General features: G+C 71.6%; 12 protein-coding genes. 7 read left to right on the top strand and 5 right to left on the bottom strand.

What is annotated here, in order from left to right; genetic code table 11:
* Positions 1-10 precede the first annotated feature (10 nt).
* Complete coding sequence (locus tag Prum_RS52165; protein WP_173079697.1) at positions 11-1,333, top strand: AAA family ATPase; 1,323 nt, start codon at positions 11-13, stop codon at positions 1,331-1,333.
* 10 nt (positions 1,334-1,343) lie between these two features.
* Positions 1,344-1,589, top strand: a complete 246-nt coding sequence (locus tag Prum_RS31065) for a DUF2630 family protein (protein ID WP_173079696.1) — start codon at positions 1,344-1,346, stop codon at positions 1,587-1,589.
* A gap of 74 nt (positions 1,590-1,663) precedes the next feature.
* Here the strand turns inward: Prum_RS31065 and Prum_RS31060 are convergent, their stop codons facing one another.
* Positions 1,664-2,329 carry an HAD family hydrolase gene (locus tag Prum_RS31060; protein WP_173079695.1) on the bottom strand — a complete coding sequence of 222 codons (666 nt, stop codon included), beginning with the start codon at positions 2,327-2,329 and terminating at the stop codon, positions 1,664-1,666.
* Between the two features lie 127 nt (positions 2,330-2,456).
* Here Prum_RS31060 and Prum_RS31055 point away from each other — a divergent pair, with 127 nt between their 5' ends.
* The 5 genes from Prum_RS31055 (at position 2,457) to mug (ending at position 6,070) form a co-directional block, all read left to right on the top strand.
* Positions 2,457-3,029, top strand: coding sequence for a TetR/AcrR family transcriptional regulator (locus Prum_RS31055; protein ID WP_173079694.1), 573 nt, complete (start codon positions 2,457-2,459; stop codon positions 3,027-3,029).
* A 22-nt stretch (positions 3,030-3,051) separates the two neighbouring features.
* A complete protein-coding gene (locus Prum_RS31050) occupies positions 3,052-3,948 on the top strand; it encodes a TIGR04222 domain-containing membrane protein (RefSeq protein WP_173079693.1) in 897 nt (298 codons plus the stop codon).
* Positions 3,945-4,766: an MbnB/TglH/ChrH family RiPP precursor modification enzyme gene (locus tag Prum_RS31045; RefSeq protein ID WP_173079692.1), complete on the top strand. Its 822-nt coding sequence runs from the start codon at positions 3,945-3,947 to the stop codon at positions 4,764-4,766. Before Prum_RS31050 ends, Prum_RS31045 begins: the two co-directional genes overlap by 4 nt.
* Positions 4,763-5,269 (top strand): SCO6045 C-terminal-like domain-containing protein, encoded by a 507-nt coding sequence (locus Prum_RS48875; protein WP_178132668.1) that lies wholly within the window; start codon positions 4,763-4,765, stop codon positions 5,267-5,269. Before Prum_RS31045 ends, Prum_RS48875 begins: the two co-directional genes overlap by 4 nt.
* 252 nt (positions 5,270-5,521) lie before the next feature.
* Entirely contained in the window at positions 5,522-6,070 is a 549-nt protein-coding gene (gene mug / locus Prum_RS31035; protein WP_173079691.1) for a G/U mismatch-specific DNA glycosylase, read from the top strand.
* Here mug and Prum_RS31030 read toward each other — a convergent pair.
* The 4 genes from Prum_RS31030 to Prum_RS31010 form a co-directional block, all read right to left on the bottom strand.
* On the bottom strand, positions 6,052-7,989 hold the full coding sequence (locus Prum_RS31030; protein ID WP_173079690.1) for an ABC transporter ATP-binding protein: 1,938 nt from the start codon (positions 7,987-7,989) through the stop codon (positions 6,052-6,054). The genes mug and Prum_RS31030 overlap by 19 nt on opposite strands.
* Positions 7,990-8,092: 103 nt before the next feature.
* Entirely contained in the window at positions 8,093-8,857 is a 765-nt protein-coding gene (locus Prum_RS31025) for an enoyl-CoA hydratase/isomerase family protein (RefSeq protein ID WP_173079689.1), read from the bottom strand.
* A gap of 46 nt (positions 8,858-8,903) precedes the next feature.
* Positions 8,904-9,131: a helix-turn-helix domain-containing protein gene (locus tag Prum_RS31020; protein ID WP_085066491.1), complete on the bottom strand. Its 228-nt coding sequence runs from the start codon at positions 9,129-9,131 to the stop codon at positions 8,904-8,906.
* A 1,316-nt stretch (positions 9,132-10,447) separates the two neighbouring features.
* Positions 10,448-12,049, bottom strand: coding sequence for an ABC-F family ATP-binding cassette domain-containing protein (locus Prum_RS31010; protein ID WP_173079688.1), 1,602 nt, complete (start codon positions 12,047-12,049; stop codon positions 10,448-10,450).
* Positions 12,050-12,242 lie beyond the last annotated feature (193 nt).

The raw sequence follows: 12,242 nt of genomic DNA, 5'->3' as shown, positions 1-12,242 counted from the left end.
CCGCAACGCGATGGCCTCGACGCTCCCGGCCGAGGACCAGCCCCGCACCCGCCGCAGCCGCTTCGTGATGGGCGGCAACATGATGGGTGGTGGCGGCGGCGACATGGGCACGCTGCAGGCCCTGCTCAGCGAGCTGTCCGGCCTCAAGAAGCCGCGCGGGTTCGTCAACCGGTACGTGCGCCGCCTGCTCGGCATGCGCCCCAAGCCGCCACCGAAGTACCGGATTCTGGTCGTGATGGCGAGCAACCTGCCCGAGGCGCTCGACGAGGCGCTGCTCCGGCCGGGCCGCATCGACCGGATCTACAAGGTGGGCTACCCCAGCAAGGCCGGCCGCGTCCGCACCTACCAGGGCTACCTGGACAAGGTGCGGCACGAACTCACCGACGACGAGATCGAGAAGCTCGCCGTCATCACGCCGTACGCCACCGGCGCGACCATCAAGGACCTGGTCAACGAGGCCCTGATCACGGCGATCCGGGACGACCGCGAGGTGATCGAGTGGCGCGACGTGATGGACGCCAAGCGCCTCAAGCAGCTCGGCCCACCAGAAGACGTGGAGTACATCGAGCGGGAGCGGCACGCGGTCGCGGTGCACGAGGCGTGCCACGCGGTCGCCGCGTACCGGACCCGGCACCACATGGAGATCGATGTGGCCACCATCGAGAAGGGCGCCGAGTATCTCGGCATGGTGGCGAGCATCAAGCCGGAGGACCAGTTCACCCGCTGGCGCACCGAGTATGAGTCGGACATCTACGTGTCACTGGCCTCGCTCGCCGGCGAGAAGATGTTCTTCGAGGGCGACAGCTCCTCCGGCGTGTCCGGCGACTTGGAGTCGGCCACCGCTGTCGCGACGCAGATGGAGGGCTTCTGGGGCATGGGTTCCACGGTCTCCTCGTACTCCCTGTCGGTCCAGATCGGCATCGGCACGCCCGGCGGGCGTGGTCAGGGACAGCGGGAAAACCCCGAGGACACCGCGCGCCGTGCACTCGCCGACCGCATCGAGGACAACCTGGCCACCCTTCTGGAGCAGACCGCTGCGCTACTCAAGGAGAACCGCCGCGAGGTGCTGACCCTGGCGCACGCGCTGGAGATTCACAAGACGCTCAACGGCGAAGACGTCGCCGCCATCCTGGAGCGGCGGCCAGGGCCGCTGGTCGACGGCAGCATCTACGAGAGCGACGAGCTGGTACGGGAGATCGAGGCGTACCACCGGGCAGCCGTCGCGGCGCATCACGGGCACGCCAAGATCAGCCTGGCGCTGCCGGCCACCCCGGAGCTGGCGGCGACGCCGGATGCGGCCTGGCGTGCCCCGGTCGACGGACCGGCCTCGTAGGCTTCACCACATGGAAGACACCACGATCCTTTCCGAGATCCACCGGCTGGTCGACGAGGAGCACCAGCTGCGCAACCAGGTGCAGAAGGGCGAGATCTCGTCCGACGAGGAGCGGACCCGGCTGCGCGAGGTCGAGGAGTCCCTGGACCAGTGCTGGGACCTGCTCCGCCAGCGCCGCGCGGCCCGCGATGTGGGCGGCGACCCGGCCGGAGCGCACGCGCGCCCGAAGTCGGAGGTGGAGGGCTACCTCCAGTAGCCCCACCCGTGATCAAGGCGTCCCTGAAGTCGCTGGAGCGACTTGAGGGACGCCTTGATCACGGGTGGGTGGAGCTACGCGTAGCGGGCGGCCCCGGCCGCGGCCAGCACTGTGGCCACGGCCGGGATGACGCCTCCGGCCGTGCTCGTCGGCCGGTAGCGCGACTCCATCCAGGTGCGTCCGCGATGCAGCCACACGCTGGGCAGGCCCATCGCGGCGGCGCCGCCGATGTCGGCCTCCGGGCTGTCGCCCACCACCCACGCGCCGTGCAGCCGCATCCGTACGCGCTGCGCGGCCAGCGCGAAGATGCGCGGGTTGGGCTTGCTGACGCCGGCGTCCTCGGAGATCACCCAGTCGGCGACGTACCGGTCCAGCCCGGTGCGCCGGATCTTGATGTCCTGGTGCCGGGTCGCGCCGTTGGTGACCACCACCGGCACCCAGCCCGCGTCGTCGGCGATGCGCAGCGCGCAGGCGACCAACGGGTCGAGCGTCAGCCGCTCGACCAGTCCTTCGGTCAGCTCGTCGACCAGGTCGATCGAGGAGATCCGCAGCCGGTACCGGTCACGGATGGCGTCGGCCACGTCCCACCGGTCGGTCAAGCCATCGGCGTCGATGGCGACCAGCCAGTCGAGGTCTTGCGGCGGCGCCCCGATCTCGGTCAGAAACCCCCGGGCCCACGCCAGAAACGCCCCCGCCCGATCAAGCAGGGTGTTATCCAGATCGAGGAGCAGGAGGGGCACTCGCGCACCCTACGTGAACCGGTACACCGTGGAATAGTCCCGTTCCGTAAACAAACCCGCACCCGCTCGACGCAGCAAGCCGTACGTACGGATTGCCTGCGTCGGGTCACCGTGACACGATCCTTGCGTGCCCAGGGTGAGTCAGGACCAGCTCGACGCGCGCCGCCAGGAGATCCTCGCCGCCGCCCGTGCCTGTTTCGCCCGGCACGGGTACGAGGGTGCCACGGTGCGCCGTCTGGAGGAAGAGACCGGGTTGTCCCGGGGGGCGATTTTCCACCATTTCCGGGACAAAGACTCGCTCTTCCTCGCGGTCGCCGAGGACGACGCCGCCGCGATGGTGGAGACCGTCGCCCGTAACGGCCTCGTCCAGGTCATGCGCGACCTGCTCGCCCGCGCCGACTCCACGGAGACCGCCGGCTGGCTGGGCAGCCAGCTCGAGGTGTCCCGCCGGCTGCGCACCGACCCCGCGTTCGCCAAGCGCTGGGCGGAGCGCTCACAGGCCATCACCGACGCCACCCACGAACGCCTGCGCCGCCAGCGGGACGCCGGGGTGCTGCGCGACGACGTACCCCTGGATGTGCTGACCCAGTTTCTAGAGCTGGCGTACGACGGCCTGGTGTTGCACCTGGCCATGGGCCGCCCGCCGGGTGACCTCGGCCGGGTGCTCGATCTGGTCGAAGAGGCGGTACGCAAGGCGTGACAACCTGTCGCACTATGAACGCATGATCGGTGACACCTGGGGGATCCCCGGACCCACCTTCCTGGCGCTCTTTGCCGGCGCCGCCGCAGCACTCGTGATCGCCGCGATCATCCACCGCGCCATCCTCTTCACCGGGCGTCGGGGCTACCCGGTCGACCGGCTCGGCCCGCAGCAGGTGGCCTACCTCAACGGGGGCGAAAAGCTCGCCCTGTACTCGTCGCTGGCCGGGCTGCGCGCCGCCGGGGCGATCGACGTGGCCAAGGGCGGCGCCCTGTCCCCCGCCGGCCCGATGCCAGCCGGCGTCACGCCGCTGGACCAGGCGGTCTACAACGCGGCCGGCAAGCGGATCCGCGCCCGCGACCTGGCCCACGAGCCGTGGGTGGAGTCGGCGCTGACCGAGCTGCGCGAGGGCCTCCGGTCCGACGGCCTGGTGCCGACCGCGGCGACCCGCCGGGCCGCCCGGGTGGTCCCGCTGCTGATGCTCGCCCTGCTCGGGCTCGGCATCGTGCGGGTCATGGCCGGCCTGGCGAACGACAAGCCGGTGGGCTTCCTCATCCTGCTGCTCATCGGCTGGGCGCTGATCGCGGTGACCACCTTCTTCCGGGTACCCCGGCACACCATGGCCGCCCGCACAGCCCTCAACGACATGCGCCGCCGGCACGAGTACCTGTCGCCGTCGAGCGCGCCGGCCTACGCGACGTACGGCGCGGCGAGCGTGGCGCTCGGCGTCGGGCTCTTCGGCGCCGCGTCGCTGTGGGCGCTCGACCCGGCATTCGCCGCCGAGGCCGAGATCCAGCGGGCGTACGCGTCGGCGGGTGGCACCGGCGGCTCCTACGGCGGCAGCTCCTCCGGCGGGGACAGCGGTGGCTCGTCCGACGGCGGCGGAGGCGGCTGCGGCGGCGGAGGATGCGGGGGATGACCACCCCGTCGTTCGGCGTGGGCATCGGCTGGCGGCCGGAGATCTCCGGGTTCGTGGCCGACCTGCCCGGGCTGGCGTTCACCGAGGTCGTCGCGGAGTCGGTGCCGTCTTCCGGGCCGCTGCCGGCTCCCCTCGCCGCCCTCCGGGGCAAGGGTGCTGCCGTCGTACCCCATGGCGTGAAGCTGTCGCTCGGCGGCGCGGAGCCCGTCGACCCCGCGCGGGTCGCGCACCTGGCCGCGGTGGCCGAACGGCTCGGGGCCCCGCTGGTGAGCGAGCACATCGCGTTCGTACGCGCGGGCGGGCTGGAGGCCGGGCACCTGCTGCCGCTGCCGCGGACGCGGGAGGCGGTCGACGCGGTCGTCGCCAACGTTGTCCGCACGCAGGCGGAGCTGCCGGTGCCGATCGCGCTGGAACCGATCGCCGCGATCTTCGACTGGCCGGACGACGAGCTGGACGAGGGCGCGTTCCTGACCGAGATCCTCGACCGCACCGGGGCGCTGCTGCTTCTCGACATCGCCAACGTGTACGCCAACGCCCGCAACCGGGGCACCGAGCCGACCGACCTGCTCGGCCGGCTGCCGCTGGAGCGGGTGGCGTACGTCCACGTGGCCGGCGGCGCCGAACACGACGGGATCTACCACGACACGCACACCGACGCGGTGCCGCGGGAGGTGCTCGACCTGGTCGGGGAGCTGTGCGCCCGGCGCCGGCCGCCGGCCCTGATGCTGGAACGCGACGGCCACTACCCGCCGGCCGCCACCCTGCGCGCCGAACTGGACGCGATCGCCGCCGCCTCCGGCTACCCGGTCATCACATGAGTACGCGCGGCGGCGCGGCGGCGTTTTTCCAGCGGCGCCACGAACCGAAACCCCAAACGGACGCGGCCGCCGATGGAATGACGCCGCCTACGGGCGCCGCCGCGCGTGCGACCGAGGAGACACCGCGCACGCTCGCCGACCGGCAGGCCGCGCTCGTGGCGGCCCTCGTCGCCGGCGCACCGGTGCCGGACGGCTTCGACCCGGTACCCGTCGAGGCCGCCCGCCGCGCCCTCCTGCGCAAACGCGCCGCCGACGTGGCCCGCCACTGGCCCCTCCTGGCCGCGTCCTTCGGCCCGGAATGGCCGACCGCCTTCGCCTCCTGGGCCGCCACCCGCCCCACCCAAGGCTCCTACGCCGACGGCCTAGCCTTCGCCCGGTCCACGCCGTTGTCCGCCCTAGCCGCGGACGAACTCTCCTCCCGCACCCACCCCCGCGGCCCCCTCCGCCGCCTCTCCACGGTGATCAGGGAGTTTGTCGGGCGTGTTGCCGGCGCGTCTGCGTAGAAAGTCCCTGATCAAACTCGGCTGGCAGGATGATCCGCGTGGATCTGGGGCTGAGCGAGCGGGCGTACGGGGCCCGCGCCTGCACGGCCGGCCGCGTCGATCAAGGGCTTTTGCGTCGATCAAGGGCATATGGCCGTGGTTTGATCTCTTTTCCACGACCGTTTGCCCTTGATCGACGCAAAAGCCCTTGATCGACGCGCGCGAGCAGGCGTGGCGCGCGGGAGTGTGAAACGGCGAGTGGGAGGAGGGGGTATGCGGCCGTCCAAGGAGGAGCTGGCCTCGGCGGCCGGGCGGACCATCCCGGACGTCGTCGGGCCGGGTCTGGCGGTGCTCTTCTGCGGCATCAACCCCGGTCTGTACTCCGCCGCGACCGGCCATCACTTCGCCCGTCCGGGCAACCGTTTCTGGCCGGCGCTGCACCGCTCCGGCTTCACGCCGCGCCAACTGGCCCCGGCCGAGCAGGACGAACTGCTGGCGTACGGCTTGGGCATCACCAACGTGGCGGCCCGGGCCACGGCGCGCGCCGACGAGCTGACCCGGGACGAGTTGGTCGCCGGCGCCGAGGTCCTGGCTGAGAAGGTGGCCCGGTGGCGGCCGCGCTGGCTGGCGGTGGTCGGGGTGACCGCGTACCGGATCGGGTTCGGGCGGCCGGGGGCCACGTTCGGGCGGCAGGCCGAGGCGCTCGGCCGCACCGGCCTGTGGGTGCTGCCCAACCCGAGCGGCCTCAACGCGCACTACACGGTGGACACGCTCGCCGACGCGTTTGCCCGGCTGCGCGCCGCTCAGGTCTCGTCGGGGTAGGCCCGGCCGGGGACGGTGACCGGCTCGGGGGTGTCGCCCTCGCCGTAGGGCGTGGGCGAGTCGGCGACCGCGAACTGGGTGCGGTAGAGCTCGGCGTACAGCCCGCCCACGCCGACCAGCTCGTCGTGGCGGCCGTGCTCCACGATCTTGCCGTCGTCGAGCACCAGGATCTGGTCGGCGTTGCGCACGGTGGACAGGCGGTGCGCGATGACCAGGGCCGTACGCCCGGTCAGCGCCACCGCGAGCGCCTGCTGCACGGCCGCCTCGGACTCGGAGTCGAGGTGTGCGGTGGCCTCGTCGAGGATCACGATGGACGGGGCCTTGAGCAGCAGTCGGGCGATGGCGATCCGCTGCTTCTCGCCGCCGGAGAAGCGGTAGCCGCGCTCGCCGACCATCGTGTCCAGCCCGTCGGGCAGGGACCGGACGAGGTCTTCGACCTGGGCGCCGCGCAGCACCGCCCACAGCTCGTCGTCGGTGGCGTCGGGCTTGGCGTACCGCAGGTTGTCGGCGATGGTCTCGTGGAAGAGGTGCGAGTCCTGGGTGACCACCCCGATCGTGTCGCGCAGCGAGCCGAGCGTGGCGTCGCGCACGTCGACGCCGCCGACGAGCACCTCGCCCTCGGTCACGTCGTACACCCGGGAGACCAGCATCGAGGTGGTGGACTTGCCGGCGCCGGAGGGGCCGACGAGGGCCACCATCTGGCCGGGCTTGACCACAAAGGACACGCCGCGCAGCACCGGCTCGGAGACGGTGCGGTCGAGCGCGGCGACGTCTTCCAGCGAGGCGAGCGAGACCTCGGCCGCGGACGGATAGCGGAAGCGCACGTCGCGGAACTCCAGCCGGCCGGCGCCCGCCGGGATGTCGACCGCGTCGGGCTTTTCCGCGATGGACGGCGCGAGGTCGAGCACCTCGAAGACCCGGTCGAACGAGACCAGCGCGCTCATCACGTCGACGCGCACGTTGGACAGTGCGGTCAGCGGGCCGTAGAGCCGGGTGAGCAGCAGCGCGAGCGTGACGACCGTGCCGGCGCTGACGCTGCCGGTGACCGCCAGCCAGCCGCCCAGCCCGTACGTGAGGGCCTGGGCGAGCGAGGCCACCAGCAGCATGGCGACGAAGAAGGTGCGCGAGAACATCGCGGACTGGATGCCGATGTCGCGGACCCGCTCGGCGCGGACCGCGAACCGGCGCGCCTCCGCGTCCGGCTGGCCGAAGAGCTTGACCAGCAGCGCGCCGGCCACGCCGAACCGCTCGGTCATCGTGGCGTTCATCTTCGCGTCGAGGTCGTAGCCCTCCTTGGTGATCTCCGCGAGGCGCCGGCCGACCCGCCGGGCGGGCAGGATGAACAGCGGCAGCATGAACAGCGAAAGCGTGGTGATCTGCCACGACAGGGTGAACATCACCGCCGCGGTGAGGACCAGCTGGATCACGTTGCTGACAACGCCGGACAGCGTCGAGGTGAACGCCCGCTGCGCCCCGAGCACGTCGTTGTTGAGGCGGCTGACCAGGGCGCCGGTCTGCGTACGGGTGAAGAACTGCAACGGCATCCGCTGCACGTGGTCGTAGACCTGGGTGCGCAGGTCGAGGATGATGCCCTCGCCGATGCGGGCCGAATACCAGCGCTGGGCCAGCGAGAGCAGCGCGTCGACGACGGCGAGGCCGGCGATGAAGAGCGCCAGCCGGACCACCGTCGCGCCGGCTTCGGAGCCGCCGCGGGTGATCGCGTTGACAACGTCGCCCGCGAGCACCGGGGTCGCCACGCCGATCCCGGCGGCGATCACCACGGTGATCAAGAAGACAACGATGTCCCGGCGGTACGGCCTGGCGAAGGCCACGATCCGGCTGCCGGTGCCCCGGGTGAGCCGGTGGCCAGCGACCTTGTCCTTGGCCCGGAGCGCACGTAGCGTCTCCCAGCCCCCCATGCCGCCGTATGACACCGGTCACCTCCAAAGCCGTCCGCGGGTCCAGTCTCCACCGCCCGTACGACAGAACTCGCCAGGTAAGCCCGATGTTCCCGGGTAATCCTTACTCGCCCAGCCCGGCCAGGTCGCGGAACCGGCGCGTCTGCGCCTCCCGCTCCGCGCGGTCCTGTTCCGCGTACGACCGGTCGGCGGCCCCGCTGAGCAGGGCTTTGACCTCGATGACGGCGTTGCGGGGTGCGTTGAGCACGGCTGCGGCCAGGTCGTTGGTGGCACCGTCCAAGTCGGCGCGGGGCACCACCAGGTTGGCCAGCCCGATCCGCTCGGCCTCGACCGCGTCCACCCGCCGCGCGGTGGCGCACAGCTCCAACGCGCGGCCGTAACCGACCAGTTCCACGAGGCGTTTGGTGCCGCCGAGGTCGGGTACGAGACCCAGTGCCGCCTCGGCCATGGATAGCTTCGCGTCGTCGGCGAGTACGCGCAGATCACACGCCAACGCGAGCTGGAATCCGGCGCCGATCGCATGCCCCTGCACCGCTGCGATGCTAACGATGTCAGGCCGGCGCAACCACGTGAATCCCATTTGAAAGCCGTGAATGCGATCGGCGCTTTCCTCAGGGGTGATCCGGGCCATCTCCGTGAAAGAATTCATCCCTTCACCACTCACTAGTGAAAGGTCTAACCCGGCGGAGAAGGCCCGGCCCTCGCCCCGTACGATTACGACCCGCACATCACCGGGCAGGTCGCGGGAGAACTCACGCAACGCCGTCCACATCGCAGGCGTTTGCGCGTTGAGCACGTCGGGCCGGCACAACGTGACAGTCGCGACCGGCCCGGCGCAATCCAGCCGAACACCGCTGTCGGAGGTCATCGGGGGTTTCCGACGGCGGGCGGGTGCGGAACAGGCGAAAGAGTGCTCACGCCTTCTTGCGGCGACGAGCGCCGCCGCGCTGGCGAAGCTGCACGCCCGATTCGGTCAGTACGCGGTGCACGAACCCGTACGAACGGCCGGTCGACGCCGCGAGAGCACGAATGCTCTCACCCGACGTATACCGCTTGACCAGGTCCTTGGCGAGCGTCTGACGCTCGGCTCCGACGATCCGGCGACCCTTCTCAGTGCTGGTGGCTGTGCCGGTGGCTGCCATGTTGATTCCTCACGTCCCAGACTGTGCGGTTTCTTTGCGGTCCCACCTATTAGACCGCCTCGAACGATCATGCGCTAGATATCATCGCTAAGCCAAGCGACACGCACACCTTGTCGCCTACCCGATACCGTGGTGCGCCGTGATGAGCGATGCGAGGGTGACGCGCCGAGATCTTCTCGGGTGGCTCGCCCTCGTCGCCGCCGGACTCGCGTTCACCTGGCTGGCGACGCGGTTCGCGAGTGGCCTCGGCACGTCCGCGGCGCCGTTCCTCGGCGCGTACTCGTGGACGGTCGGGCCGCGAAGCCTGCTCGCGCCGGCGGTGGCCGCGGTGGTCCTGGCCGTCGTGGCCCGTGGCTGGTGGGACCGGGCCGGCTGGCCATTCGTACTGGTCACCGGCTATCTGGCCGGTCTGGCGTGGACGGTCTCGCTGGCCCTCGTACACGGCCTGGCCGGGCTGTACGGGCAGGCGTTCCACCCCGGCGCGCCGCCCGGCCCCGCGCTGGTGCTGCGCTGGCTGCACCGTGCCGGAATCACCGAGCCGCTGGCCGTGGGCGCGCTGCTGACCGGCGTCGGGGCGCTGCTGGTGCCGCTGGTCCTCGTCGCGGTGCGGGGCGTCTGCGGCGACCTGCCGGGCCGCCGTTACCTACCGGTGGTCGCGCTCTCGCCGTACTCGATATGGCTGTGCGCGAGCCTGGACGCGCTCGTCGCGGTCCTGGTCGCGGCGATGGTCGCGGCGGGGGTCCGGGCCAGCGATCACCGCCGCACGGGCGTGCAGGCGGCCGCCTGGGCGGGTACGGCAGGGCTGCTGCTCGGCGTGGCGGCGATGTTCTCGTTCGCCGTGCCGTGGATGGGCCTGTCGCTGGTGTGCCTGTACTTCGCCCGCCGGCGGGCGGCGCTCAACCTGGTCACCGCGGCCGGCGCGCTGGTGCCGGTGGGCGTGGCCCAGTTGCAGGGGTTCCGCTGGGTGGACGGGCTGCTGGCCGCGCAGCGCGACCGCCCGGTGCTCTGGTGGGGCGGGATCAGCCTGGTCGCGCTGCTGCTCGCCGCGGGCCCGGCGCTGGTCGCCAGCCTGCGGAAGGTGCGCAACACGCCCGGGTGGCCGTTCCTGGTGGGCGCCACCGTGGCGGTGCTGTCCACTGTGCTGGCCGGGCTGGCCCGGGGCGGGGTGGAGCAGGCGTGGCTGACGTTCTTCCCGTGGCTTGCGGTGGCCGCGACCGCCCCGGAACGCCGGGCCGGACCGCCGGTGCCGCCCCCTTGCTCCTCGTCGGGGTCGGCGCCGCCACCGCCGTGCTGCTCGCCGCCGCACTCCACCCCGGCTAGGCCAGCTCGACGAGCTCCAGCAGGTCGTCGCTCCAGGCGTCCTCGTCACCGTCCGGGAGCAGGATGGCGCGGTCCGGCTTCAGGGCCTGTACGGCGCCCGGGTCGTGCGTCACCAGGACGATCGCGCCGGGGTAGCGGGCGATGGCGTCCAGGACCTGCTCGCGGCTGACCGGGTCGAGGTTGTTGGTCGGCTCGTCGAGCAGCAGCACGTTGGCGCCCGAGCAGACCAGCGTGGCCAGCGCCAACCGCGTCTTCTCGCCGCCGGACAGCACGCCGGCGGGCTTGTCAACGTCGTCACCCGAAAAGAGGAACGCGCCCAGGATCTTGCGCAGGTCGGTGTCCGACTGCTCGAACGCCGCGCTGCGCATGTGGTCCAGCACGGTGCGCTCGACGTCGAGCGTCTCGTGCTCCTGCGCGTAGTAGCCCACCCGCAGCCCGTGCCCGGCCAGCACCTGTCCGGTGTCCGGCTCCAGCAGGCCGCCGAGCATCCGCAGCAGGGTGGTCTTGCCGGCGCCGTTGAGGCCCAGGATCGCCACCCGGGAGCCGCGGTCCACGGCCACGTCGACGTCCGTGAAGATCTCCAGCGACCCGTACGACTTGGACAGCCCGGTCGCGGTGAGCGGGGTGCGGCCACACGACGCCGGCGTCGGGAACCGCACCTTGGCAACCTTGTCCGCGACCCGCTCGTCCTCCAGACCGGACAGCAGCCGCTCCGCCCGGCGGGCCATGTTTTGCGCGGCGATCGTCTTGGTGGCCTTGGCCCGCATCTTGTCCGCCTGGGCCATGAGCGCGCCGGCCTTCTTCTCGGCGTTGGCCCGCTCCCGGCGCCGCCGCCGCTCGTCGGTCTCGCGCTGCTCCAGGTACGCCTTCCAGCCGAGGTTGTACATGTCCACGACGGACCGGTTGGCGTCCAGGTACCAGACCTTGTTGACCACCGCGTCGAGCAGCGACACGTCGTGGCTGATCACGATCAGGCCGCCCTTGTGGGCCGCCATGTAGCCGCGCAGCCAGGTGATCGAGTCGGCGTCCAGGTGGTTGGTCGGCTCGTCGAGCAGCAGGATGCCGGCGCCGTCCTCGCCCGCGTCGCGGAAGAGGATCCGGGCCAGCTCGATGCGGCGCCGCTGGCCGCCGGACAAGGTGCCGATGGTCTGCGCCAGCACCCGGTCGGGCAGGCCCAGGTTGGCGCAGATGCGGGCGGCCTCGGCCTCGGCCGCGTATCCGCCCAGCGACGCGAACTGATCCTCCAGGGTGCCGTACCGGCGCAGGAGGCGGTCGTCGCCCGCGGCCAGCTCGGCCTCCAGGCGCTGCATCTCGGCCAGGAGGGTGTCCAGGCCGCGCGCGGACAACACCCGGTCGCGGGCGGTGACTTCGAGATCTCCGGTACGCGGGTCCTGCGGCAAATAGCCGACGACACTGCGCCGGTCGACCTGCCCGGTGTACGGCTGGCCCTCGCCGGCCAGCACCTTCAGCGTGGTGGTCTTGCCGGCGCCGTTGCGCCCGACCAGGCCGATCCGGTCGCCCGGCTGCACGCGCAGCGTCGTGTCGGACAGCAGGATCCGGGCGCCGGCGCGAAGCTCCAGGCCGGTGGCGGTAATCATCTCGTGAACTCGCTCTCTGGGGGATCGAAGGCTGTCTCAGGGCGCACCAAAGAGCCGGCCGGTCATCGACCCGGTCGGCTCCTGAAAGCTCAGCCTTCGCAGAGCAGCACGGGAGCGATTCTACCGGGCCGTCCGGCGGGCTCCCAACGCATTAGTGATCAAGATCGGCAACGCCCTTTAGACCGTATTGCCG

The sequence above is a fragment of the Phytohabitans rumicis genome (assembly GCF_011764445.1).
GTDB lineage: Bacteria > Actinomycetota > Actinomycetes > Mycobacteriales > Micromonosporaceae > Phytohabitans > Phytohabitans rumicis.
This window is presented reverse-complemented; position numbering and strand designations above follow the sequence as displayed.